The sequence below is a fragment of the Sphingobium sp. FG11 genome, assembly GCF_057809915.1.
Genome location: NZ_JBMDKW010000020.1, coordinates 1 through 23471, shown reverse-complemented (window position 1 = coordinate 23471; position 23471 = coordinate 1). Strand labels below are relative to the sequence as shown.

General features: G+C 63.8%; 25 protein-coding genes, 1 tRNA gene and 1 pseudogene. 18 read left to right on the top strand and 9 right to left on the bottom strand.

The annotated features are described in order from the left end of the window. Positions 1–28: 28 nt before the first annotated feature. The 3 genes from ACODSN_RS14640 to ACODSN_RS14630 form a co-directional block, all read right to left on the bottom strand. Positions 29–916, bottom strand: coding sequence for a bestrophin family protein (locus ACODSN_RS14640; protein WP_489056228.1), 888 nt, complete (start codon positions 914–916; stop codon positions 29–31). A gap of 49 nt (positions 917–965) precedes the next feature. Next, a complete protein-coding gene (locus tag ACODSN_RS14635) occupies positions 966–1145 on the bottom strand; it encodes a hypothetical protein (RefSeq protein ID WP_489056227.1) in 180 nt (59 codons plus the stop codon). A 192-nt stretch (positions 1146–1337) separates the two neighbouring features. Continuing rightward, positions 1338–1505, bottom strand: a complete 168-nt coding sequence (locus tag ACODSN_RS14630) for a hypothetical protein (protein ID WP_489056226.1) — start codon at positions 1503–1505, stop codon at positions 1338–1340. Positions 1506–1606: 101 nt separating this feature from the next. On the opposite strand from ACODSN_RS14630, the gene rpiB reads away from it, so the two are divergent. From rpiB to ACODSN_RS14610, 4 genes and pseudogenes are all read left to right on the top strand, one after another. After that, positions 1607–2044, top strand: a complete 438-nt coding sequence (rpiB, locus tag ACODSN_RS14625; protein WP_489056225.1) for a ribose 5-phosphate isomerase B — start codon at positions 1607–1609, stop codon at positions 2042–2044. Between the two features lie 11 nt (positions 2045–2055). Beyond that, positions 2056–3363, top strand: a complete 1308-nt coding sequence (glyA, locus tag ACODSN_RS14620) for a serine hydroxymethyltransferase (protein ID WP_489056224.1) — start codon at positions 2056–2058, stop codon at positions 3361–3363. Positions 3364–3369: 6 nt separating this feature from the next. Next, complete coding sequence (gene nrdR, locus ACODSN_RS14615) at positions 3370–3831, top strand: transcriptional regulator NrdR (RefSeq protein WP_489056223.1); 462 nt, start codon at positions 3370–3372, stop codon at positions 3829–3831. A gap of 16 nt (positions 3832–3847) precedes the next feature. Then, positions 3848–4558 (top strand): annotated as a pseudogene (locus ACODSN_RS14610) (RNA methyltransferase); the annotation flags it as partial. 4 nt (positions 4559–4562) lie between these two features. Here the strand turns inward: ACODSN_RS14610 and ACODSN_RS14605 are convergent. Then, positions 4563–4859 (bottom strand): chorismate mutase, encoded by a 297-nt coding sequence (locus ACODSN_RS14605; RefSeq protein ID WP_489056222.1) that lies wholly within the window; start codon positions 4857–4859, stop codon positions 4563–4565. Positions 4860–5047: 188 nt separating this feature from the next. On the opposite strand from ACODSN_RS14605, the gene rpsD reads away from it, so the two are divergent. From rpsD to ACODSN_RS14570, 7 genes are all read left to right on the top strand, one after another. After that, positions 5048–5662: a 30S ribosomal protein S4 gene (gene rpsD, locus ACODSN_RS14600; RefSeq protein WP_489056221.1), complete on the top strand. Its 615-nt coding sequence runs from the start codon at positions 5048–5050 to the stop codon at positions 5660–5662. Between the two features lie 128 nt (positions 5663–5790). Next, on the top strand, positions 5791–7455 hold the full coding sequence (locus ACODSN_RS14595) for a M28 family peptidase (RefSeq protein ID WP_489056220.1): 1665 nt from the start codon (positions 5791–5793) through the stop codon (positions 7453–7455). 70 nt (positions 7456–7525) lie between these two features. Continuing rightward, positions 7526–8509, top strand: coding sequence for an agmatine deiminase family protein (locus ACODSN_RS14590; RefSeq protein WP_489056219.1), 984 nt, complete (start codon positions 7526–7528; stop codon positions 8507–8509). Positions 8510–8524: 15 nt separating this feature from the next. Further along, positions 8525–9373 (top strand): N-carbamoylputrescine amidase, encoded by an 849-nt coding sequence (gene aguB, locus ACODSN_RS14585; RefSeq protein WP_489056218.1) that lies wholly within the window; start codon positions 8525–8527, stop codon positions 9371–9373. 11 nt (positions 9374–9384) lie between these two features. Next, positions 9385–9606, top strand: coding sequence for a hypothetical protein (locus ACODSN_RS14580; protein ID WP_489056217.1), 222 nt, complete (start codon positions 9385–9387; stop codon positions 9604–9606). Next, positions 9607–10128, top strand: a complete 522-nt coding sequence (gene folK / locus ACODSN_RS14575) for a 2-amino-4-hydroxy-6-hydroxymethyldihydropteridine diphosphokinase (RefSeq protein ID WP_489056216.1) — start codon at positions 9607–9609, stop codon at positions 10126–10128. A 41-nt stretch (positions 10129–10169) separates the two neighbouring features. Further along, positions 10170–10245, top strand: a tRNA-Lys gene (locus ACODSN_RS14570). Positions 10246–10654: 409 nt separating this feature from the next. Here ACODSN_RS14570 and ACODSN_RS14565 read toward each other — a convergent pair. From ACODSN_RS14565 to npdG, 3 genes are all read right to left on the bottom strand, one after another. Next, a complete protein-coding gene (locus ACODSN_RS14565; RefSeq protein WP_489056215.1) occupies positions 10655–12073 on the bottom strand; it encodes an FAD-binding oxidoreductase in 1419 nt (472 codons plus the stop codon). A gap of 128 nt (positions 12074–12201) precedes the next feature. Further along, on the bottom strand, positions 12202–13134 hold the full coding sequence (gene cofD, locus ACODSN_RS14560) for a 2-phospho-L-lactate transferase (protein WP_489056214.1): 933 nt from the start codon (positions 13132–13134) through the stop codon (positions 12202–12204). Next, positions 13131–13793, bottom strand: a complete 663-nt coding sequence (gene npdG, locus ACODSN_RS14555) for an NADPH-dependent F420 reductase (protein WP_489056213.1) — start codon at positions 13791–13793, stop codon at positions 13131–13133. The genes cofD and npdG overlap by 4 nt, the downstream gene beginning before the upstream one ends. Before the next feature lie 270 nt (positions 13794–14063). Here npdG and ACODSN_RS14550 point away from each other — a divergent pair, with 270 nt between their 5' ends. Further along, positions 14064–14840 (top strand): sulfite exporter TauE/SafE family protein, encoded by a 777-nt coding sequence (locus ACODSN_RS14550; RefSeq protein WP_489056212.1) that lies wholly within the window; start codon positions 14064–14066, stop codon positions 14838–14840. Between the two features lie 13 nt (positions 14841–14853). On the opposite strand, the gene ACODSN_RS14545 is transcribed toward ACODSN_RS14550, so the two are convergent. Then, entirely contained in the window at positions 14854–15630 is a 777-nt protein-coding gene (locus ACODSN_RS14545) for an N-formylglutamate amidohydrolase (RefSeq protein WP_489056211.1), read from the bottom strand. Positions 15631–15644: 14 nt separating this feature from the next. On the opposite strand from ACODSN_RS14545, the gene ACODSN_RS14540 reads away from it, so the two are divergent. Genes ACODSN_RS14540 through ACODSN_RS14530 form a run of 3 tightly spaced genes read left to right on the top strand, consistent with a single transcriptional unit; the run spans position 15645 to position 19425 of the window. Then, positions 15645–16583 (top strand): transglutaminase family protein, encoded by a 939-nt coding sequence (locus ACODSN_RS14540; protein ID WP_489056210.1) that lies wholly within the window; start codon positions 15645–15647, stop codon positions 16581–16583. A 6-nt stretch (positions 16584–16589) separates the two neighbouring features. Further along, on the top strand, positions 16590–17405 hold the full coding sequence (locus ACODSN_RS14535; RefSeq protein ID WP_489056209.1) for a transglutaminase-like domain-containing protein: 816 nt from the start codon (positions 16590–16592) through the stop codon (positions 17403–17405). After that, positions 17398–19425 (top strand): M3 family metallopeptidase, encoded by a 2028-nt coding sequence (locus tag ACODSN_RS14530; RefSeq protein WP_489056208.1) that lies wholly within the window; start codon positions 17398–17400, stop codon positions 19423–19425. Before ACODSN_RS14535 ends, ACODSN_RS14530 begins: the two co-directional genes overlap by 8 nt. A gap of 3 nt (positions 19426–19428) precedes the next feature. Here ACODSN_RS14530 and ACODSN_RS14525 read toward each other — a convergent pair whose 3' ends face one another. Continuing rightward, positions 19429–20190 carry a competence/damage-inducible protein A gene (locus ACODSN_RS14525; protein ID WP_489056207.1) on the bottom strand — a complete coding sequence of 254 codons (762 nt, stop codon included), beginning with the start codon at positions 20188–20190 and terminating at the stop codon, positions 19429–19431. Between the two features lie 82 nt (positions 20191–20272). Here ACODSN_RS14525 and map point away from each other — a divergent pair, with 82 nt between their 5' ends. The 3 genes from map (at position 20273) to glnA (ending at position 23201) form a co-directional block, all read left to right on the top strand. Beyond that, entirely contained in the window at positions 20273–21103 is an 831-nt protein-coding gene (gene map / locus ACODSN_RS14520; protein ID WP_489056206.1) for a type I methionyl aminopeptidase, read from the top strand. A gap of 257 nt (positions 21104–21360) precedes the next feature. Continuing rightward, entirely contained in the window at positions 21361–21699 is a 339-nt protein-coding gene (locus tag ACODSN_RS14515) for a P-II family nitrogen regulator (RefSeq protein WP_489056205.1), read from the top strand. 89 nt (positions 21700–21788) lie between these two features. Continuing rightward, the gene (gene glnA / locus ACODSN_RS14510) at positions 21789–23201 is read left to right on the top strand and encodes a type I glutamate--ammonia ligase (protein WP_489056204.1); all 1413 of its coding nucleotides are present in this window, start codon (positions 21789–21791) and stop codon (positions 23199–23201) included. Positions 23202–23471: the final 270 nt, after the last annotated feature.

Here is a 23471-nt window from a genome sequence, read left to right as displayed (position 1 = left end):
CCGCCATGTCGCGGCCCTTTTCATGTCCTTACCATAAAATGCCATGACGATCGGGCACGATGGGAGCAGGCGCCTGTTCGCCGATCGCTTGCAGCAAGTCGATCTCGATCGTCCGGCACATCGCCGTCAGCGGCACATCATGCACGCTGTCGGCGAATGGATCGACCAGATCGTCGCCGATCGCCAGCACCGCCAGAAACATGAGGCCAGCGACGGTCGATCCGAGCGGGGTCGCCAAACCCAGCGTCTCGACCAGCCCGAACGGCAACAAGATGCAGAATAGATGCACGAACAGCGTCGGGAAGAAGCGGAAATGGTTGGGCAGCGGCGTATTTTTCAGCCGCTCCATGCCCCCCTGCGCATTGGCGATGTCGATCAGCACGCTCTCCATCCGCGATTGCTGAATGGTGTCAATCCAGCCGTTGCGCCGCGCGATATCGATCCGCCGGCCCGTTCCATCCAATATGCCGTTGGGGATATTGGTCCGCGCCAGCGCCAGATCGGCGTCGCCTTTGTTAAGGAACCGCTTCACTTCGGCATCGGCCGATTGCCGCCGCAACTGGCAGCGCAGCGCGTTCACATAGGCGATCTGGCGCTGGACGATGGTGCGCTTGAGGTCGCTTGCCTCCGGGTCGGGCAGGAAGTTGCGCGTCGCGCGCGCAAGACTGCGGCTGGCGTTGATCATCAGCCCCCACAGGCCGCGCCCCTCCCACCAGCGCTGATAGGCGGAATTGGTGCGAAACCCCAGAAACAGCGCCACCGCCGATCCCAACAGCGTCAACGGCAGTTCGGGCGCTCTGAACGGTAAGAGATAGTAGGTGGCAGTAACGACCACATCCCACACGAACAGCAGGGTCAGCGGCTTCCAGACTTCGCGAACGATATGCTTCAGACTGGGCGCGGGAGTGACGATCATAGGGTCTCGCTCATGAAGCAGGCATAATCTACAGGCAGATGGCTATCCATCAATGACCAGCGCCGCTGTCGATCGATGCGATATCCGATGCATGCGACATGGCGATGGCTGCGCCGGTCATCGGGCGAAGATGAAACCATTCGGGATGCTCGATCGACACGAGGAACGCCAGAACGGAAAAACCGAAGGTTAGCATCAGGAGAGCGGCACGAAACGACCCGCCTTTCATCTGACCATTCCGATTTCCAGACGAATGCATAAACGACCTCCTTGTGGTTGGGAGGGTCGATATGGGTTGGCCGTGCTGCATATCCATAGGTCTAATCGTTACGTTTTATTGCTGCGTCGCAGCATTCAGATCGACACTCTATGGGCCGCGGTAAATCCCCACCCTATTGAGACGGCCTGTCAAAATCAGTTTCTAATTATATGGAACTACGGCGATAGCGACGTTGGCGAACATCACGAATCCCGCCAGGATCATCAATGCGCCGCGCTTGCGGTCATTCTTCTTCGCAATCGCAAATATGCCGCCGCCGGTCATCGCCGCGCCCGCCAGCATCAGAATGGATAATATCGTGCCCGTCATGACGACAGGCCATAAGCGGCAAGCTGGACTGTGGCAATTGGGCGGCGCACGACTTAAGAGGCGCGGGAACGAATCACCCCATGAACGTAGGGGCAGCACTCATGAAAATCGCCATCGCATCCGATCACGCCGCCATCGACCTGAAAGCCAAACTCGCGACATGGCTGCGCGAGGAAGGGCATGATGTCACCGATCTTGGCCCTGCAACCGCCGATCGCGTCGATTATCCCGACTTTGGCTACAAGCTCGCCGCTGCCGTCGCCAGCGGCAGCGTTGAACGCGGGGTCGCGCTGTGCGGATCGGGCATCGGCATTTCGATTGCCGTCAATCGCAATCCCGCCTGCCGCGCCGCGCTGGTTTCCGAACCGCTGTCGGCCGCGCTCGCGCGCGAGCATAATGACGCCAATGTCATCGCCATGGGCGCGCGCCTGACCGGCGTGGACATGGCTAAAGCCTGCCTTACCGCATTTCTGACGACCGATTTTGGCGGCGGCCGCCATGCCGGCCGAGTCGAAAAACTGTCGAACCCCGCGCTCTGAAAGGACCGATCATGAGCATTTCCACCCTTTCCCAGTCCATCCGTCAGGCGGGGTTCTTTTCCGAGGATCTGGCTTCGGCCGATGCGGAGATTTTCGACGCCATCGGCAAGGAGCTGAAGCGTCAGCAGGACAAGATCGAGCTGATCGCGTCCGAAAACATCGTGTCGAAAGCGGTTCTGGAAGCCGCCGGCTCCATCTTCACCAACAAATATGCCGAGGGCTATCCGGGCAAGCGCTATTATGGCGGCTGCGAATATGCCGATATCGTCGAGACACTGGCGATCGAGCGGGCCAAGGCGCTGTTCGGCGCGCAATTCGCCAACGTCCAGCCCAATAGCGGCAGCCAGATGAATCAGGCCGTATTCCTCGCGTTGTTACAGCCGGGCGATACCTTCATGGGCCTCGACCTGTCGTCGGGTGGCCACCTGACCCACGGTTCGCCGGTGAATATGAGCGGCAAATGGTTCAACCCCGTGCCCTATGGCGTGCGCGAGGACGATCATCTGATCGACATGGACGAGGTCGCCCGGATCGCCCGCGAATGTAAGCCAAAGCTTATCATCTGTGGCGGCACCGCCTATTCGCGCGTGTGGGATTTCCCGCGCTTCCGCGAGATCGCGGATGAGGTCGGCGCGTATCTGCTTGCCGACATGTCGCATTTCTCCGGCCTCGTCGCCGGTGGCGCGCACCCTTCGCCCGTGCCGCACGCCCATGTCACCACGACCACGACCCACAAGTCGCTGCGTGGCCCGCGTTCGGGCATCATCCTGACGAACGACGAAGCCATCGCCAAGAAGATCAACAGCGCGATCTTCCCCGGCCTTCAGGGCGGGCCGCTGATGCACATCATCGCCGCCAAGGCGGTGGCGTTCAAGGAAGCGATGACGCCCGAGTTCAAGGCCTATGCCCATCAGGTCGTCGCCAATGCCAAGGCGCTGGCGGAAACACTCGCAGAAGCCGGATTGCAGATCGCATCGGGCGGCACCGACAATCACCTGATGCTGGTGGATCTGCGCCCCAAGAACACGACGGGCAAGGCAGCGGAAAAGGCGCTCGATCGGGCTTACATCACCTGTAACAAGAATAATGTGCCGTTCGACACCGCGAAGCCCTTCGTCACGTCCGGCGTTCGCCTCGGCACGCCCGCCGGCACGACGCGCGGCTTTGGCGAAGCGGAATTTCGCGAGATCGGCGGGCTGATCGCGCAGGTGGTCGAGGGTCTCAAGCGCAATGGCGACGATGGCGATGGCCAGGTCGAGGCACATGTGCGCGAGAAGGTGCTGGCGCTGACGGCGCGGTTCCCGATCTACGAAGGCTAAGCCGACTTGCGCTGCCCCTTCTGCACCCATGAAGACAGCCAGGTGAAGGACAGCCGGCCGACGGAGGATGGCGCCGCCATCCGCCGTCGCCGGCAGTGCGAAGCGTGCGGTGCGCGCTTCACCACCTTCGAGCGCATCCAGTTGCGCGACATGTGGGTCATCAAGAGCGAGGGCCGCAAGGAAGCGTTCGACCGCGACAAGCTGACCCGATCGATCGACATCGCCTGCCGCAAGCGTCCAATCACCCCCGATCGCCTCGAAAAGCTGATTTCCGGCATCCAGCGCCAGCTCGAAACCGGCGGCGACAGCGAAATCCCGGCCCGCGCGATCGGCGAGATGGTGATGCAGGGCCTCAAGGGCCTCGACAGCGTCGCCTATATCCGCTTCGCCAGCGTCTATAAGGATTTCACCGATGCGCGGGATTTCGAGGATTTCGCCGGGTCGGTGAAGGAGGTGGGGAGTGAGTGAGGTGAATGACCTGCCTCCCCCGCCCCTCATCATCCTCGTCCGCCCGCAGTTGGGCGAGAATATCGGCAAGGCGGCGCGCGCGATGCTGAATTTCGGGCTGACCGAGATGCGGCTCGTATCCCCGCGCGACGGCTGGCCCAACCCGGACGCCGGCCCGTCCGCCGCGGGCGCGGACATCGTGCTGGAGCGGGCGCAGCTGTTCGACTCGCTGGCCGAGGCCGTCGCCGATTGCGCTCATGTCTACGCCACCACCGTCCGCAAGCGCGGCGTGACGAAGCCGGTGGTGACGCCGCAGGAGGCCGCACAGGAAATCCGCGTGGCGCAGGGACGGAGCGCATTCGTGTTCGGGCCGGAGCGATCGGGGCTGGAAACGGAGGATGTGGCGCTCGCCCGCAAGATCCTGACCGTGCCGATCAACCCGGAATTCGGATCGCTCAATCTCGCGCAGGCGGTGATCCTGTGCGCCTATGAATGGTCGAAACAGGCCGCGCTCGAACAGCCGACGATCACCAACCTTGGCGAACCGGCGCCGCAGGAGGAACTGGAAGGTATGATCGGCCAGTTCACGACATTGCTGGAAAAGGTCGGCTATTTCTTCCCGCCTGACCGCGCCCCCGCCACGAAACTGACGCTGCGCAACCTTTTGACCAAGCCGGGCTGGAATCATCTGGAGGTGCGCACGCTGCGTGGCGTGCTGTCCCACCTGAACCGGCCGCGCGAGCGCTGAAGGGCTACTCCCTGATCCGGTCGAATTCCGCCATTTCGTAAGCGATCGACGCCTCGACAAGCTTTTCCCAGATGTCTTCGATCAGGTCGCACGGCACGCCCTGTTGCTCGGCTTCGGCGCAGGCGTTGGCGATCACTTCCGCCTTGCGTGCTTCGTCGCGCACCTGATCGCGATCCGGCTTGATCCGGGCGGCGGCGCGCATATGCGCAAAGCGCTGCGCCAGCAGGCCGACGATCTGGCGGTCGAGATTGTCGACACCGGCGCGCACCTGCGTCATCGTGGAATAGCTTTCAGGATTCATGATGCCCGCCTAAGCCGCCGCCGCCGCTGAGTCGAGGGTTGACATGATGCCCCCGCTTGCCCATAGGCGCGCCTTCGCGATTGGTCCCGCATCCCGGTGAAGCGGTGGCCCTGCCCCTGAGCGCATGACGCAATATGGACGTAGGCGATGACCGGGAATAACGTTGTAAGCAATTGTAAGGACATATCATGACGAAGCGCACCAGCGCCAAGCATAAGCTCGACCGTCGTATGGGCGAGAATATCTGGGGTCGTCCCAAAAGCCCGGTCAACAAGCGGGAATATGGTCCGGGTCAGCACGGCCAGCGCCGTAAGGGCAAGGTTTCCGATTACGGCATCCAGTTGCGCGCCAAGCAGAAGCTCAAGGGCTATTATGGCGACATCACCGAGAAGCAGTTCAAGAAGAACTATTTCGAAGCGAGCCGCATGAAGGGTGACACCGGCCAGAACCTGATCGGCCTGCTGGAGCGTCGCCTCGACGCGGTCGTCTACCGCGCCAAGTTCGCGCCGACGATCTTTTCGGCCCGCCAGATCGTTTCGCACGGTCACATCTATGTGAACGGCGTGAAGTGCAACATCGCGTCGCGTCTGGTGAAGCCGGGCGACGAGATCACGCTGGGCAAGAAGGCGCAGGAAATGGCGCTGGTGATGGAAGCGCAGGCATTGGCCGAGCGCGACATCCCCGACTATGTCGCCCCCGACGGTGCGGCGAAGGTCAGCTATGTCCGCGTGCCGACGCTGGACGAAGTACCCTATCCGGTGAAGATGGAACCCAATCTGGTCGTCGAATTCTATTCGCGCTGATCGGTTTCGCTTCGGCGATGCAAAAAGGGGCGGTCCTTGCGGGCCGCCCCTTTTTCGTTGGCGCAACGATCTTGCGAGCTGTGGGTTGGGCTGTCATCTTCCAGGCCTTCTTCCGAAAGGGCTTCACGATGCGCCGGTCCTGCCTTCTCATGCCCGCCCTCACTCTCGTGCTGTCGGCCTGCGCCACTACATCTCAGCGCGCCGGCCCTTCCACCATAGCGGCCCCGTCGATCAATACGATGAAAGCGGTCGTGCAGGAGATTTCCGCCGACAGCTATGAAGGCCGCGCGCCCGGCTCTCCGGGTGAGGACAAGACGCTCGCTTATCTGGTGCAGCGCTTTTCAGCGCTCGGTCTCCAGCCCGGCAATCAGGGTAGCTGGTTTCAGGATGTGCCGCTGGTTGAGATCGCCGCGAAGAACATTTCGCCGCTAACCTTCACGGGCGGGAAGGCTCCGCTGTCCGCCGCCTATGGTCCGGAAATGGTGATCGGCACCTACCGCACGACGCAGCCGCATATCGCGATCAAGGATAGCCCGGTGGTGTTCGTCGGCTATGGCATCAACGCCCCGGAAAAGGGCTGGAACGACTATGCCGGGGTGGATGTTAAGGGCAAGACCGTCATCATCCTCGTCAACGACCCCGATTATGAAAGCGCCTCGCTGACCGGGCCGTTCAATGGCCGGGCGATGACCTATTATGGCCGCTGGACCTATAAATATGAGGAAGCCGCGCGGCAGGGCGCGGCCGCCGCGATCATCGTCCATGACAGCATGCCCGCTGCCTATGGCTGGAACGTCGTGCAGTCGAGCTGGACCGGGCCGCAGCATGTCGCCGACAGCGCCAACGGTAATGCCGACAAGTCCGCCGCCATCGGCTGGATTCAGAAGGACAAGGCCGCCGCCCTGATGGCGAACGCGGGTCTCAACCTCGACACGCTCACCGCCGCCGCGAAAAAGCCGGGCTTCCGGGCCATGTCGCTGTCGGGGATCAAGGCATCGGTCTCGTTCGACAATATGATCCGCAAGCATAGTTCGAAAAATGTCGTCGCCCTGCTTCCCGGCAAGACCCGGCCGGACGACTATGTGCTCTACAGCGCCCATTGGGATCATCTGGGTCATTGCGAGAAGGCCGCCGATGGCGACGATATCTGCAATGGCGCGGTCGATAACGCCACGGGCGTCGCCGCGCTGGTCGCCATCGCGGAAGCCAATGTGCGAGCCGGCCCGAGCGAACGCAGCCAGGTTTTCCTGGCGGTCACGGCGGAGGAATCGGGGCTGCTCGGATCGGCCTATTATGGCGAGCATCCGGTGTTTCCGCTCAACCGCACGGTCGGCGGCGTCAATATCGACGCGATGCAGATTTGGGGACCGGCGCATAATGTGATCGTCATCGGACGGGGGAAGTCGGGTCTCGATGCCTATCTCGACCGCGCCCTTGCGACGCAGGGCCGGGTCGCCAGCGACGAACCCACGCCGGAAAAGGGCTTCTACTATCGCTCCGACCATTTCAGCTTCGCCAAACATGGCGTGCCGATGCTCTATTTCGAAACCGGGCAGGATCTGCTGACCGGCGGACAGGCGGCGGGGGCGGCGGCCTATCGGGAGTATGAGGAGCATCGCTATCATGGTCCCAAGGACGAATATGATCCGCGATGGGACTGGAGCGGGGTGCAGGCCGACCTCACACTCTATTATGATGTCGGCCGGGCGCTCGCCAACACGGCCGACTGGCCCAACTGGACGCCGGGCGATGAATTTCGCGCCATTCGCGACAAGGACCGGACGGGGCTGTAGAAGCCCTCTCCCCTTGGCGCGCGCCCGCTGCTAGGGGGAGGCCCCTGCCTCGCCGCCCAAGGATGCCGTAATGAGCTTTCGCATGCCCGCCGAATGGGCGTCCCATGACTGGGTCTGGATCGGCTTCCCGACCAACCCCGCCGAATGGCCCGGCGCGTTCGATGGCGCGCGGCGGCAGATCGCCGCCTTCGCCAGCGCGGTTCATGCGGGCGGGCGCGGCGAAGAGGTCCGCCTCGTCGTTGCGAATGACGCCGACGCGAACGCGGCCCACGCCCTGACCGATCCCGGCGTGACGATCACCGTGCAGGCGCTGGGCGATGTGTGGCTGCGCGACACCGCGCCTATCGCCGTCACCGGCGCTGGCGGCCGCGCGCTGGTCGATTTCGGCTTCAACGGCTGGGGCGGCAAATATCGGATGCCGGGGGATGAGGATATCGGCGCGCGCCTCGCCGCGACGACCGGCTTGCCCACCGCGACCCAGAACTGGATTTTCGAGGGGGGGGCGGTCGACACCGATGGCACGGGTCTGTTCGTGACCACCGAACAATGCCTGCTCAACCCCAATCGCAACCCGGACCTCGATCGCGGCAAGATCGAAACCTTGCTCGCGGGCAGCCTCGGGCTATCGGACATGCTGTGGCTGGGCGACGGCCTGCTGGGCGATCATACCGATGGCCATGTCGATAATCTCGCCCGCTTCGTCGCGCCGGGCGTGCTGGCCCTGCCGGTCGCCACCACCGCCGATGATCCCAACGCCGCCATCTATGCCGACGCGCGCGCGCGGGCAAAGGCGCATGGGGTCGAGGTGGCGGACATCCCCTCGCCCGGCCTGGTGCTGGTCGATGGCGAGGCGATACCGGCCAGCTATATGAATTTCTACATCGGCAACGCCGCCGTCATCGTGCCCGTCTACGGCCAGCCCAACGATCAGGCCGCGCTCGACGCGCTCGCGCCCTTCTTTCCGGGACGGGACATTGTCGGATTATCGAGCGACGCCATATTGTCGGGCGGCGGCAGCTTCCACTGTTGCAGCCAGCAAATGCCTTCCGCCTGAACTATCGGGACAGCCATGACCAAAGTCACCGTAGCCGCGCTCCAGCTTCCCTTCTCCGACGATATGGGCGACAATATCGCCAGGGTCGCCGATCATGTGGCCAAGGCCGCGATCCGGGGGGCGAAGATCATCCTGCCGCCCGAGCTGTTCGAAGGACCCTATTTCTGCCGCGTCGAGGACGAGGCCCTGTTCGCCAGCGCCCAGCCGACCGACACCCACCCGGCGGTGCAGGAGATGCGCAAGCTGGCGAAGGAGCTTGGCGTCTACATCCCGACCAGCTTCTTCGAGCGCGACGGCCATCACTATTACAACTCGCTCGCGATGATCGACGATGAGGGCGAGATCATGGGCGTTTATCGCAAGAGCCACATCCCCGATGGCCCCGGCTATGAAGAGAAATATTATTTCCGCCCCGGCAATAGCGGGTTCAAGGTGTGGCCGACCCGATACGGCACGATCGGCGTCGGCATCTGTTGGGACCAGTGGTATCCCGAAACCGCGCGGGTGATGGCGCTCATGGGCGCTGAGATGCTGTTCTATCCTACCGCCATCGGCTCTGAACCCTATGACGCCGATCTCGACACCAGCCGCATGTGGCGGCGCGCGATGATCGGCCATGCGGTCAGCAACTGCATGCCGGTGATCGCCGCCAACCGGATCGGGGACGAGGATGGCCAGCTTTTTTACGGCCACAGCTTCATCACGGACGAATGGGGTGATTTCGCTGCCGAGGCGGATGCGAAGGATCATGGCGCGCTGGTCGCGACGCTCGACCTTGAACGCGCGCGCAAGCATCGCGCGGGCATGGGCTTCTTCCGCGATCGCCGCCCTGAACTCTACACCCGAATCGCCCAGGATTTATGAGTGCGCCGCAGATGGATGAGAACGCCGACACACGACTGGACGAGGCGCTCAGCCGACCGCAGCACCGGCTGTTGCGGCGGATATTCAATGCCCGGACGACGCCGATCGTCGTGGAAGGATCAGCGCTGCTGACCTATCGGGATGCGTCGCGCTATCTCCTGTCGCTGCCCGTCGATGCGCGCGATATCGCCTATGCGGCCATCAAGGGGCAGGCGCTGGCTGAAGCCCGGTAGATGCCGCAGCGGACCAGCGTCTATGCGCTCGCGCTGGGGTCCAACCGGGCGCTGTCGGCGGTTCTGACGCCTCATCGCCTGATCGATGCCATGGCACTCGCCATCGCCGGGCTGGGACGGATCATCTCCCGATCCCCCACGATATCGACGCCACCGCTCGGTCCTTCCGCCCGCCGCTTCGCCAATGCGGCGCTCTTGCTCGAAACGCCGCTCGCGCCCGACATGCTGCTGGCGCGGTTGCAACGGCTGGAGCGCGATCTTGGCCGCCGCCGCCACCGGCGCTGGGGCGCGCGCAGCGTGGATATCGACATCATCCTCTGGTCGGGGGGAGCATGGCAGTCGCGCTCCCTCACCATCCCCCATCCGGCCTTCCGCCAACGGGATTTCGTACTCCGCCCGCTGCTCGCCATCGCGCCGGGCTGGCGCGACCCGGTCACCGGCCGCACCATCCGCCAGCTTTACGCGCGTTTACAAAAGCCTCGACCGCAAAAACCCCGCCCAAAGCCGCCCGCCAGAGGTTGACCCGCGCCAATCGGGCCACTAGGGCGAGCGGACCTTAACGGGGGTCCATAGCTCAGTCGGTAGAGCAACTGACTTTTAATCAGTAGGTCGCTGGTTCGAACCCAGCTGGACTCACCACCACTCGGCGCGCTCAGGCACGCATTCTCCCCTAAAAGTCGAACGTCTCGCCGACCAGCCGTTCGCTGATGCCCACAACTTCGTCGCGCGATCGGGATCTACGGGATAGGCGCGCGGCCTGTCGTTGGACACGAACGGCGAATCATCGACGCCGGACACCCGGCAATCCGGATTATAGGGTATTCAGACCGCGTCCGGGCGCTCTCGACCAGTTCCACGCTGCCGGGCGCGCTGGTGGCAAATCCGGTGATCGCCTCGCAGCCTTTTGCCAGATCGTGCACCGTGATTGCGCGGCATGCCACAAGCCCCAGACCCGCGCCGGTAATGTACGCGCTTGCCTGTCAGATCCACGGCGCCAGGCATATCGTCGGCCGCCTGATCCTGTTCGATTTGATAATCTATAAGGATGCTAGCCGACGAATATCTTGCCGGGATTCATCAGGCCCTGCGGATCGAGCGCCCGCTTGATCTGGCGCATCGTCTGCACGCCCGCCGCGCCATGTTCGCTGACGAGATGCTTGCCCTTGACCATGCCGACGCCATGTTCGCCGGTGCAGCTTCCCCCCACCGCGATGGCGCGCTCGATCATCGCGGCGTAGACCGTTTCGGCGCGTTCTCGCTCGGCGGGGTCGGCCGGATCAATGGCGAAGAGGACGTGGAAGTTGCCGTCGCCGACATGCCCGACGATGGGCGCGGTCAGGCCGTTTCGATCGATATCGGCACGCACCGCCAGCACCGCATCGGCCAGGTGCGACACCGGCACGCAAACGTCGGATGACCAGACCTGAGCGCCGGGGCGCAGCGCGACCGCCGCGAAATAGGCATTGTGCCGCGCTTTCCACAGCCGGTTGCGATCCTCGGTCGCCGTCGCCCATTCGAAGCCCGATCCACCCTCGCCGCTCGCGATCGCAAGCGCGGTTTCGGCATCTTCCTGCGTCGCCAGTTTCGACCCATGAAATTCGAAGAACAGATGGGGTTTTTCCGGCAGGTTTAGCCCCGAATAGGCGTTGCAGGCGCGCACCTGCATCTCGTCGAGCAATTCGACGCGCGCCACCGGCACGCCGATCTGGATCAACTGCGTGACCGTGTTGACCGCACCGGCGAGATCGTCGAACGCGCAGGTGGCGGCCGCCATCGTATCGGGAATGCCGTACAGCCGCAGCCTGACCTCGGTGATGATGCCGAGCGTCCCTTCGGACCCCACATAGACCCGCGTCAGGTCATAGCCCGCAGCCGACTTGCGCGCGCGGCCGCCGGTATGGATCACCGTGCCGTCCGGCTGAACCACGGTCAGCCCCAGCGCATTTTCCGCCATGGTGCCGTATCGCACGGCATTGGTGCCCGACGCACGGGTGGAGGCCATGCCGCCCAGCGTCGCATTGGCGCCGGGGTCGATCGGAAAAAACAGCCCGGCTGCACGCAACTCGTGGTTGAGTTGCTCGCGGGTGACGCCCGCCTCCACCACGCAATCGAGGTCGGCCTCGTTCACCTCCACGATCCGGTCCATCCGCGCGAGATTGATGCCCAGCCCGCCCATCGGCGCGGTGATGTTCCCCTCTAGCGACGTCGCCGCTCCGCTTGGCACCATCGGCACGCCATGCGCGAAACAGATCTTCGCGATCCGGCTGACTTCTTCGGTGCTTTGCGGAAAGGCCACGGCATCGGGCGGCAGCAGCGTGGGATAGGCCTCACCCCGGCCATATTGATCGCGGATCGCGCGCGCCGTGGTGAAGCGATCGCCCAGCAGCGACGCGAGCGCTTGCGCGGCGGCGGGCGGAATTGCGCTCGCTTTAACCTCGATCTGCTTGTCTGCGACTTCTGTTGTCATGGCCTGCTCCGGTCGCTCGCACGCCGTCCGACCGGACGCCGCCTCGGTCCTTATAGCCGCCGACACAGGCGATGCGCGTGAGTAATTTTCAAGTCACCGCGCCGCAGCAACAGACGCAGTGCGTTAATTCAACGAATGCCGGCGGCTAGCGCCAGCGCGGCTTGCGCGACTCGCACCCGGTCATCGAGCGTGGTCATCAGCGTATCGGTCTGCACCGACGCGATCCCCAGATCGACCTTCGCATCGCGTTCATCGACCAGCATGCCGTCCAGAACATCGCCATAATGGGCCGCGACCGCCTGCGGCGTCACCTGACTACCCAGTTCGCGCATCAGCTTGGCCGTCGGCCCCTTAACGGCCTCTCCACCCACAATCGGGGACACCGCGATCACGGGCGCCTGCGCCGCCCGCAACGCATCCCGGATGCCCGGCACCGCGAATATCGGATCGACGCTCAGATAGGGGTTGGACGGCGCGATCAATATGGCCTCGGTCTCGGGCGCGAGGATGGCTTCGCACACGCCGGGCGCGGGCACGGCATCCGCCGCCCCTTCAAACAGCACCTTCCGCACGACCGGCTGGCACCGCCGTTCGACGAAATAGCGCTGGAACGGCAGCACGCCCTCATCGGTATCGAGATGGGTCGCGACGGGCCGGTCGCTCATCGGCAGCACGTCGATGCCGATGCCCCATGCCCGCGCGAAATCGGCGGTGATCGCCGACAGGCTATCGCCGCGCGCAAGACGCATGGATCGCAGCACATGCAGCGCCAGATCGCCGTCGCCCAGCATGAACCAGTCCTCGCCGCCCAGCGACCGGAGCGCATCGAGGAAATTCCAGCTTTCCCCTTCGCGCCCCCAGCCCTGCGCGACATTCGACTTGCCGCTCAACGTATAGAGCAGCGTGTCGATGTCTGGCGATACATGCAGCCCGAGATGCGTGAAATCGTCGCCGGTGTTGACGATCGCGGTGACGTTCGCGGGATCGAGCAGTTGCTGGAGTCCCAGCACCAGCTTGGCCCCGCCGACGCCACCCGTCAGCACGACGACGCGACCACTCATTCCGGTTCGACCAGCGTCCCGGTGATGACGACGCCCGCGCCGTCCACCTTGTAGGTCTTGTTGAGGAAGATGAGCACGGAGGTCAGCGCCTCGGCCGCCGCCGAATTGGCGAGCGCCCCGGCATGCAGGCCGCGCAGCCCGCAATCATTGGCCAGCGCCACGACCTTCGATCGCGCCGCCTTGTCATCACCGAACACCAGTACGTCGCATGCGACTTCCTCGTCGGTGATCAGCTTGTGCGCGGCGACGCTGTGGAACGCGGACACGACGGTCACGTCCTCGCCCAGCAGGCCCTGCGCCTTGACCGCAGCGCTGCCTTCGGGCGGCAACTGCACGCGCATCACGCGCGGCGGCACCAGCGGCACCGTGGTGTCGACGACGATCTTGCCCGCGACATGGCCGGCGATGCTCTGGAGCGTCCCTTCCTGCGCGGCGAAGGGCACGGTGACGATCACAATGTCCGCCGCCGCCGCCGCGTCGGGGTTGGCGAGGCCGGTGAGGCCAAAGCCCAGCCGTTCGGCGGCCGCGACCGCGCCTTCCAGCCCGCGCGATCCGATGATGACCTTGCGGCCGGCCTTGGCCAGACGCCGGGCGATCGCCGCGCCCAGATCGCCAGTGCCGCCGATTACCGCGATTGTGCCTTGAAATCCTTCGCTCACACCATGCTCCCCGCTGACAATTGTCCCGCGCCACAGGAGGGCGGCGGCGGGCGAACCCGGCTCGTGTCATGCAGGCGGCCATATTGTCAACCCGAATTGGGTAGCAAAACAGGACGGGGTGATCCGCAGCTATCGGCTAACCTAAGTTTTTTTTGTCGCGGCCGGGCACGGCCTCCCCTACAAACCCAGCCAAGCCGACCAATATGGAGCGCGTGTCCTGCCCCACTCAACCCGACCTGACCTGATTTTCCGCGCTTCAGGTTTCGCGCAATGAGCGCGAACCTGCTTTATTCGCTGGCGGGTTTCGGGGTCGGCACTCTGGTAGGGCTGACGGGTGTGGGCGGCGGGTCGCTGATGACGCCGATCCTCGTGCTCATATTCAATTTTCATCCGGCGTCCGCCGTCGGCACAGATCTTCTTTATGCCTGCATTACAAAAAGCGTCGGCAGCTTCGTTCATAACTGGAAGCGATCGGTGGACTGGTCGATCGTCGGCTGGCTTGCGCTCGGCAGCATGCCCGCCGCCGTCCTGGCGCTGGGGGTGCTGGCGACGGCCGGCCCGCCCTCCGCCCAGATCGTCGATCCGATCAAGGTCACGCTCGGCATCATGCTGCTGCTGACCGGCATTGCCCTTCTCGCGAAGAACAAGATCCTATCCTGGTCGCGCAGCCATGGGCAGGATCGCGATCCGAAGACTACGCGTAATCTCACTGTGTTGCTGGGCGCTGTGGTGGGGGCCGCCGTATCCGTCACCTCGGTCGGCGCAGGGGCGATCGGCGCGACGGCCCTGCTGGTCCTCTATCCCCGCAAGCCCATCGCTCGCATCGTCGGCAGCGATGTGGCCCATGCGGTGCCCCTGACCTTCGTCGCGGGCATCGGCCACTGGTGGCTCGGCACGGTCGATTTCGCGTTGCTGGGCGCATTGCTGGTCGGATCGGTGCCGGGCATCGCGCTGGGCAGCATGATGGCGTCGCATGTGCGCGAATCGATCCTGCGCCCGATCCTCGCCTCCATCCTCATCATCGTGGCGATCAACCTAATCGCCTGACGCAAGGCGGCCGTCAGTCCGCCGACGCCGCGCGCCGCGCCGCATGGGCGATCAGTTCGGCCCAATGCGCCTGCCCGGCCGCATCGCCGATCAGGTCCTGCCGCACCTCGATCTCCGCATAGGGCAGCGCGCGCGCAAAGGCATGGCGCGGCACGCTATGGTCGGTCGCGTCCATCACATAGGGCGCATTGTCGCCCACCGTCAGCCCCGTTTCCTCGCGCAACGCCCGCAGCAGCCGCAGCGCGAAGATCACATCGCCCTGCCAATGCAGCACGCCCACGTCCCACGGTCGCCACACGCCGCCCAGAACCGGGGTGAAGCTGTGCAGCGCCAGCAATATCGTCCGTTGCCCGCGATCGGCCCGTTGCGCCAACAGGGCTGCGATCGCCGCATGATAGGGCGTGTGAATTTCCACGATCCGCCGCTGCCGATCCATCGCGCTCATCCCCTCATTACCGGAGACCCGCGTGCCGTCCGCGACCGCCGGAATCGCCTCTTCCACCGAGGGATCGCGGTTGCAGTCGATCACCAGCCGCGAATAAGGCTGGTGGATAAACGGAGCGTCGAGCAGGGTCGCCAGCGCCTCGCCCATGCCGCGCACGCCGATGTCTATCCCGATATGGCGCGACAGTTCCTCACCCGCGAGGCCCAGTCCGCCGAGCTTCGCCGGAACGGCATTTCCGGCATGGTCGCCGGTCAAAAGGAACGGCGATGATCCTTCCGCGTTAAGCAGCACGAATGGCGCCGGATCATCCGGTCCCAGCAAATGTTCCGGCGCGCGCCCGGCCATCAGGACCCGCCCCCATGCCGTTGCTGACGATCCGCCATGTTACCCGCTACCGCTACCGGCAACCCGTCTCGCTTGGTGAGCATCGCATCATGATGCGCCCGCGAGAAGCCTTTGACCAGCGGCTCCTGTCCGCCCGCCTGGAAATCACGCCCGAACCGCGCGAACTGCGCTGGCTGCATGATGTGTTCGGCAATTCTGTCGCCATCGCCCAGTTCGATCGCCGCGCCGACGACCTGATCGTGGCCAGCGAGGCGACGCTCGAACATGCGCCGCTCGCGCAGGGGCAGGTCGATGTCGAACCCTATGCCCGGCTGTTCCCCTTCACCTATTCGTCGGAGGATATGCCCGACCTGCTGCGCTCGATCGAGCGGCAGCATCATGATCCCGAACGCATCGTCGACAATTGGGCGCGCGCCTTCGTGCGTGACGATGGCGCCACCGGCACCGTTGCGATGCTGACCGACATGGCGACCAGTATCCGCCGCGACTTCACCTATGTTTCGCGCCACGAAAAGGGCACCCAGACGCCGATCGAGACATTGAACCAGCGCCAGGGCACCTGCCGCGACTTCGCCGTTCTGATGATCGAAGCGGTCCGCGCGCTCGGCTTCGCGGCGCGTTTCGTATCGGGCTATGTCTATAATCCTTCCCCCTCCGAAGGGGTGGTCGGCGGCGGGAACACCCATGCCTGGGTCCGCATCTTCCTGCCGGGATCGGGCTGGGTCGAGTTCGATCCGACCAACGGCATCATCGGCAATCGCGGCCTCATCCGCGTCGCCATCGCGCGCGATCCCTATCAGGCGTTGCCGCTGTCGGGCACCTGGTTCGGCCCGCCCGCCAGCTTTCTGGGCATGGACGTCACCGTCGATGTCCATCGCGCCGACCCATCGCAATATGCCTTGACCGATCATAGCGCCATCAACAGCCGGCGCGCCGGCCCAACAGGGAAGTAGATATCCATGCTGATACGCTGCGGATATGATATTCGCTTTGAAACCGACGAGCCGACCGCGATGATGGCACTGCTCAGCCTTCATCCCTCGCGGCATCAGGATCTGGAATCGCCCCAGCGGCTGATGGCCGATCCGGACATCCCGCTCTATCAATATGAGGACGGTTTCGGCAATGTCGCAACGCGCCTGACGATCCCGCGCGGTGGCGTCACCCTGTCCTGCGATTTTACCATCGCCGACAGCGGCGAACCGGATCGCCGCCCGCCGGAAGGTGCGCAGGTTCCGGTGGAGGATTTGCCCGACGACGTCATCCCCTTCCTGCTGGGCAGCCGCTATTGCGAGACGGACCGGCTGATGGACGTCGCCTGGTCGAACTTTGGCCATATCCGCGACGCCCGCGACCGGGTGGAAGCGATCGTCCAGTTCGTCCATCATCATATCGAATTCGGCTATCATCACGCCCGCAGCGACAAGACGGCGTGGAATGCCTATCAGGAACGGCAGGGCGTGTGCCGCGATTTCGCGCATCTGGCCGTGACGCTGTGCCGGTGCATGAACATCCCGGCGCGCTACTGCACCGGCTATCTCGGCGATATCGGCGTGCCCCCGGTCGATGCACCGATGGATTTCAGCGCATGGTTCGATGTCTATGTTGCTGGCGACTGGTATACGTATGACGCTCGCCACAATCGGCCGCGCATCGGCCGCATCCTGATGGCACGTGGCCGCGACGCGACCGATGTCGCCTTGACCACGGTCTTTGGCCGCACGACATTGGTGCGGTTCGACGTTCATACCGACGAGGTAAGCGAGATTGACTGACATCGCGTCCAATCCCCTGCTCCTGCCATGGGACGGCCCGCTTGGCGCGCCGCCTTTCGCGGCGGTGCGGACTGACGATATCCTGCCTGCCCTGCATGTCGCGACCAGCTGGCACCGCGAAGAGATCGCCGCGATTACCGGCAATCCCGATCCGGCCAGCTTCGATAATGTCATCGCCGCGCTGGAGCGTTCGGGCGCGGCGCTGGCGCGGGTGCGACGGCTGTTCTGGACGCTGTCTTCGGCGCAGGCGACGCCCGAGATTCGCGCCATCGAGGGCGAAGTGTCGGCGCTGATGAGCGCGCATGCGACAGCGATCGGCCATGACGCAGTTCTCGCCGCGCGCGTCGCCACGGTCCATGCCGCGCGTCACGAAGCCGGTCTCCTGCCCGAACAAGTCCGTCTCGTTGAGACGACCCATGCAGGCTTCCTGCGGGGTGGTTCCGCGCTGGACGAAGCAGGCAAGGCCCGCTTCGCTGCGATCGACGCGCGGCTCTCGGCGCTGTCGGTCGCATTCGGCCATCATGTCATGGCAGCGACGGCGGACTGGGTCATGGACCTTGGTCCCGATGATCTCGACGGTCTGCCCCCGACCATGCGCGAAGCCGCAGCGGGCCGCGCCGCCGCCAAGGACGCGCCGGGACGCTTCCACATCACGCTCGACCGCGCCGATTATGAAAATTTCCTCGCCTTCTCAACGCGCCCCGACCTGCGCGAACGGCTGTGGCGCGCCTTCACCGACCGCTGCGATGGGGGCATGCATGATAATTGGCCGATCATCGCCGAAACGCTGGCGCTGCGGCATGAGCGGGCGGCCTTGCTCGGCTATCGCGACCATGCCGATTATGCGCTCAAAGACAGTATGGCGCATACTCCTGACGCCGCGCAGAAGCTGCTCGAACAATTGTGGGAGCCGGGCAAGCGCCGCGCCGGGCAGGAAGCTGCGGAGTTGCAGGCGCTGATCGAGGCGGATGGCGGAACCTTCGCGCTCGCGCCGTGGGACTGGCGCTTTTATGCCGAGCGCGTGCGACGTGATCGTTTCGCGCTGGATGGCGCGGCGGTGGCGCAGCATCTGCGGCTCGACGCCGTGCGGCAAGCCGCGTTCGACACCGCCCGCCGCCTTTACGGCCTCACTTTCACCCGCCGCTTCGACATGGCCGGCTATCATCCCGAGGTCTGGGCCTGGCAGGTGGACGATGAGGCCGGAACCCCGGCCGGCCTGCTCTTCACCGACTATCTCGCGCGACCCGAAAAACATGGCGGCGCATGGATGGGCAGCCTGCGGGTGCAGGAGCGGCTGGATGGGGAGGTGCTGCCGGTCGTGTATCTGGTCGCGAATTTCGCCGCCGCCCCGCCACCGGACACCGCCGCCACGCGCCTGTCGATCGATGAAGCGCGCACGCTGTTTCACGAATTCGGCCATGCGCTGCACGGGCTGCTCTCGCGCGTCACCTATCCCAGCCAGTCCGGCACGGCGGTCGCGCGCGATTTCGTGGAATTTCCGAGCAAGTTCATGGAAAACTGGATCGTCAGCCGCGAGGTTCTGTCGGGCTTCGGCGTGCCCGACGACCTCATCGCCGCGATTCGGCAGGCCGAAGCCTATGGCCAGGGTTTCGCGACGGTCGAGCTGATTGGTTGCGCGCTCGTCGATCTGGCCATGCATCGCGCGGGACTGGACGCCGCCGCCGATCCGCGCGCTTTCGTTGAGGCGGAACTTGCGCGCATCGGCATGCCGGACGCCATCGGCCTGCGCCACCGCATGCCCTATTTCACCCATATTTTCGACGGCGGCTATGCCAGCGCCTATTATAGCTACATCTGGTCCGAAGCGCTCGATGCCGACGCATTCGAGGCGTTCACGGCAAGCGGTGACATCTTCAATCCCGCCCTGGCCCGCCGTTTCCGCGAAGAGATATTGAGCAAAGGCGACAGCCGCGACCCGATGGAATCTTTCGCCACCTTTCTGGGGCGGGCGCCCGATCCCGCCGCGCTCATGCGCGCGCGCCACCTGGTCGATGCCTGACTTCTAAATCCCGCCCTCGACCACGGGCCAGCCGCCCGCCTCCAGCCCTGCGCTCAGATCGGCGACGCATTGCGCCAGCCGCTCCTGATCGGTCGATCGCACCACGAAATTCGCGCCGGTCCTGCCTTCCCGGAAAAAGGGGTAGCTGCCGATCTGGCAGCCTTCATGGGTCTTTTCCGTCTGCCCCAGCAGATCGGCGATCTCGCTTTCCGCAACCCAGCAGCCAATCTGCGCGGACAAGAGCGGCAAACCGCCATCCAGCGTTCCGGTCAGGCTGTCGAGCATCCCTGCGGTGATGTGCGGCACTCCCGCCATGATGAAGATATTGCCATGCCTTATGCCCGGCGCGCCCGACATGCGGTTTTCGATCAGACTCGCGCCCGCCGGCACCCGCGCCATGCGCAGCCGTGCATCGGTCAGCCCGCCGCGTGTCGCATAATAATTCTCCAGCACCTGCCGGGCTTTGGCATGCACTTCCACCTCAACGCCCAGCGCTGCGGCGATGGCGTCGACCGTGATATCGTCATGTGTCGGGCCGATGCCCCCCGTCGTGAACAGATAGTCGTTACGCGCCCTCAGCGTGTTCACCGCCTCTACGATTGCCGCCTCGACATCAGGCACCACCCGCACTTCGCGCAGCCGGATGCCCTGCACATTGAGCCACGCGGCGATCTGCGCGATATTCTTGTCCTGCGTGCGTCCTGACAGGATTTCGTCGCCAATGACGATCAGCGCTGCGGTCCAGATGCGGTCGGGATTCACCATGCGCCGCCCATAGCCTGTGGCAGCGCCTCTGCCTAGCCGCACCCCCTCGCATCTTGACGCAAACCGCCCTATAATCTGTCGCATGACCGAATATATGACCATGACCGCCGACGCGCCGGTATCCCGCTCCAGCGCCATCAAACTGTATGACGCAGCCGGTTTCGACGGCATGCGCCGCGCTGGCCGCCTCGCCGCCGAAATCCTCGACGCGCTCGTTCCCCATGTCGTGCCGGGCGTCAGCACGGGCGAACTGGACGATATCGTACGCCGCATGACGCTCGACGGCGGCGGCGTGCCGGCGACGCTGGGCTATCGGGGCTACACCCATAGCTGCTGCATTTCGCTCAACAATGTGATCTGCCACGGCATCCCCGGCGAACAGACACTGCGCGACGGCGACATCCTCAACATCGACGTGACCCCGCTGGTCGATGGCTGGCATGGCGATTCGAGCCGCATGTATATTGCCGGCGAAGCGCCCATCAAGGCGCGACGCCTGATCGACGTGACCTATGAATGCCTGATGCTGGGCATCGAGCAGGCCAGGCCCGGCAATCATCTGGGCGACATCGGCCATGCGATCCAGCAACATGCGGAAAAGCACCGCTATGGCGTCGTCCGCGATTTTTGCGGCCATGGGCTGGGCCAGGTGTTTCATGACAGTCCCGAGGTCGTTCATGTCGGCCGTCCCGGCACCGGACCGGAATTGCGGCCGGGCATGTTCTTCACGATCGAGCCGATGATCAATATCGGCAAGCCCGGCGTCCGCATGCTCGACGATGGCTGGACAGCCGTGACGCGCGACCGAACCCTGTCGGCGCAATTCGAACATAGTATCGGCATCACCGAAACCGGGTGCGAGATTTTTACGCAAAGCCGTGTTGGCCTTGACGCTCCGCCTTATGGCCGCTGATCGGCTCGAAGCGCTGCTTAAAAAATGGGCATCGCCGCTGCTTTATGCCCGGAATCAGGGCAATATGGACAAAGATTGCTGCATCGCCGAAAGCATGTTCCGGCGATTCGCCAGTTTGGCACGGTAATTGTTTGTTAAGGGGTAGAGAGAGCCGCCAAAGGCATGATCTACGCCGCTGACGAGATATGATTCGGAGAGATGAGGAGCGCGGGATTCTGCCGCAATCCGCTGATGCTAATGTGTTGGGATTTTTAACGATGAAAAAGATCGAGGCGATCATCAAACCGTTCAAGCTGGATGAAGTGAAGGAAGCGCTTCACGAAGTCGGCGTATCGGGCATCACCGTGACCGAAGCCAAGGGCTTTGGTCGGCAAAAGGGGCATACCGAACTATATCGGGGTGCCGAATATGTGGTCGACTTCCTGCCCAAGGTGAAACTGGAGGTCGTGGTTGACGACGCTCTGGCGGACCGGGTGGTCGAAGCGATCTCGAACGCCGCCCAGACCGGCCGCATCGGCGACGGCAAGATTTTCATTTCAGCGATCGAAGGCGCGGTGCGCATTCGAACCGGCGAGCGCGACAGCGACGCCATCTGACCAGCCGTTTATGCCGGCATCAGGGGGCTGGCGGACACCTATCCACTTTACCCCTTCGGGGGGGTAGTCAATGAGAAGGGCAAATGCACATGGCCAATACGCCTAAAGACATCCTCAAGATCATCGAAGAAAAGGAAATCGAGTGGGTCGATGTCCGTTTCACCGACACCAAGGGCGCCTGGCACCACCTGACCATGTGCGCGGGCGTCATCGGCGAGGATGAGCTGACCGACGGCCTGATGTTCGACGGCTCCTCGATCGAGGGCTGGAAGGAAATCAACGAATCCGACATGATCCTGAAGCCGGATCTGGACGCGGTCTATGTCGATCCGTTCAGCGCGACGCCGATGCTGATCCTGGTGTGCGACATCGTCGAACCGGAAGACGGCTCGCTCTATTCGCGTGACCCCCGCTCGACCGCCAAGCGCGCCGAATCCTTCCTCAAGTCGACCGGCCTTGGCGACACCGTGTTCATCGGTCCGGAGCCGGAATTCTTCATGTTCGACGACGTGAAGTTCGATAACACCTATAGCAGCAGCTATTACAAGCTGGACGATGTCGAACTGCCCACCAACACCGGCACCACCTATGAAGGCGGCAATATGGGCCATCGCCCGCGCGCCAAGGGCGGTTATTTCCCGGTCGGTCCGGTCGATGTCACCACCGACATCCGCGCCGAAATGGTGACCACTCTGCTCGAAATGGGCCTGCCCATGGACAAGCATCATCATGAAGTCGCAGGGTCTCAGCATGAACTGGGCCTGACCTTCGGCAAGCTGACCGAAACCTGCGATCGCATCCAGATCTACAAATATGTCGTGAAGATGGTCGCTCAGGCCTATGGCAAGACCGCGACGTTCATGCCCAAGCCGATCAAGGCGGACAATGGTTCGGGCATGCACACGCACATCTCGATCTGGAAGGACGGCAAGAACACTTTCGCGGGCGACGGCTATGCCGGTCTCTCCGAAACCTGCCTCTATTTCATCGGCGGCGTCATCAAGCATGCCAAGGCGATCAACGCCTTCACCAACCCGACCACCAACAGCTACAAGCGGCTGGTGCCGGGCTTCGAAGCGCCCGTGCTGCTCGCCTATTCGGCGCGCAACCGTTCGGCTTCGTGCCGCATTCCTTACGGTGCCGGCACCAAGGCGAAGCGCGTCGAGTTCCGCTTCCCCGATCCGCTCGCCAACTCCTACCTTGCCACCGCAGCGCTGCTGATGGCGGGCATCGACGGCATCGAGAACAAGATCCACCCGGGCGGCCCGATGGACAAGAATCTCTATGATCTGCCGCCGGCCGAACTGGCGCAGGTGCCGACCGTTTGTGGTTCGCTCCGCGAGGCGCTCGATGCACTCTCCGCCGATCAGGACTTCCTGCTCAAGGGCGGCGTGTTCACCAAGGATCAGATCGACGCCTATCTCGAACTGAAATGGCCCGAAGTCTATCGTTGGGAAATGGCCCCGTCGCCGGTCGAATTCGACATGTATTATAGCGGCTGATCCACTCCCGGATTACATGAAGAAAGGCCCGGTTGCGCGAGCGACCGGGCCTTTCTTCGTGCCGGGAATACCGATAACACGGATTACACTCGCCTGCCCATTCATGTGCCTGCGATCATGATTTTTTGCGATTTCGGATGGGTCGTCGGGCTATCAGGCGAACCAGCTTATCCAGCGAACATCCTAGACGGCGCGGACAAATTCCGTCTACTTAGAATGGCGGAGAAGGGTGGAAAGGGGACGGTCGGCTTCCGGCCGCTCCGAGCGTGT

Coding starts and splice junctions, on each gene's coding strand:
- ACODSN_RS14640 (WP_489056228.1), bottom strand. CDS start 916: ATGATCGTCACTCCCGCGCCCAGTCTGAAGCATATCGTTCGCGAAGTC.
- ACODSN_RS14635 (WP_489056227.1), bottom strand. CDS start 1,145: ATGAAAGGCGGGTCGTTTCGTGCCGCTCTCCTGATGCTAACCTTCGGT.
- ACODSN_RS14630 (WP_489056226.1), bottom strand. CDS start 1,505: ATGACGGGCACGATATTATCCATTCTGATGCTGGCGGGCGCGGCGATG.
- rpiB (WP_489056225.1), top strand. CDS start 1,607: ATGAAAATCGCCATCGCATCCGATCACGCCGCCATCGACCTGAAAGCC.
- glyA (WP_489056224.1), top strand. CDS start 2,056: ATGAGCATTTCCACCCTTTCCCAGTCCATCCGTCAGGCGGGGTTCTTT.
- ACODSN_RS14605 (WP_489056222.1), bottom strand. CDS start 4,859: ATGAATCCTGAAAGCTATTCCACGATGACGCAGGTGCGCGCCGGTGTC.
- rpsD (WP_489056221.1), top strand. CDS start 5,048: ATGACGAAGCGCACCAGCGCCAAGCATAAGCTCGACCGTCGTATGGGC.
- ACODSN_RS14595 (WP_489056220.1), top strand. CDS start 5,791: ATGCGCCGGTCCTGCCTTCTCATGCCCGCCCTCACTCTCGTGCTGTCG.
- ACODSN_RS14590 (WP_489056219.1), top strand. CDS start 7,526: ATGAGCTTTCGCATGCCCGCCGAATGGGCGTCCCATGACTGGGTCTGG.
- aguB (WP_489056218.1), top strand. CDS start 8,525: ATGACCAAAGTCACCGTAGCCGCGCTCCAGCTTCCCTTCTCCGACGAT.
- ACODSN_RS14580 (WP_489056217.1), top strand. CDS start 9,385: ATGGATGAGAACGCCGACACACGACTGGACGAGGCGCTCAGCCGACCG.
- folK (WP_489056216.1), top strand. CDS start 9,607: ATGCCGCAGCGGACCAGCGTCTATGCGCTCGCGCTGGGGTCCAACCGG.
- ACODSN_RS14565 (WP_489056215.1), bottom strand. CDS start 12,073: ATGACAACAGAAGTCGCAGACAAGCAGATCGAGGTTAAAGCGAGCGCA.
- cofD (WP_489056214.1), bottom strand. CDS start 13,134: ATGAGTGGTCGCGTCGTCGTGCTGACGGGTGGCGTCGGCGGGGCCAAG.
- ACODSN_RS14550 (WP_489056212.1), top strand. CDS start 14,064: ATGAGCGCGAACCTGCTTTATTCGCTGGCGGGTTTCGGGGTCGGCACT.
- ACODSN_RS14545 (WP_489056211.1), bottom strand. CDS start 15,630: ATGGCCGGGCGCGCGCCGGAACATTTGCTGGGACCGGATGATCCGGCG.
- ACODSN_RS14540 (WP_489056210.1), top strand. CDS start 15,645: ATGCCGTTGCTGACGATCCGCCATGTTACCCGCTACCGCTACCGGCAA.
- ACODSN_RS14535 (WP_489056209.1), top strand. CDS start 16,590: ATGCTGATACGCTGCGGATATGATATTCGCTTTGAAACCGACGAGCCG.
- ACODSN_RS14525 (WP_489056207.1), bottom strand. CDS start 20,190: ATGGTGAATCCCGACCGCATCTGGACCGCAGCGCTGATCGTCATTGGC.
- map (WP_489056206.1), top strand. CDS start 20,273: ATGACCGAATATATGACCATGACCGCCGACGCGCCGGTATCCCGCTCC.
- ACODSN_RS14515 (WP_489056205.1), top strand. CDS start 21,361: ATGAAAAAGATCGAGGCGATCATCAAACCGTTCAAGCTGGATGAAGTG.
- glnA (WP_489056204.1), top strand. CDS start 21,789: ATGGCCAATACGCCTAAAGACATCCTCAAGATCATCGAAGAAAAGGAA.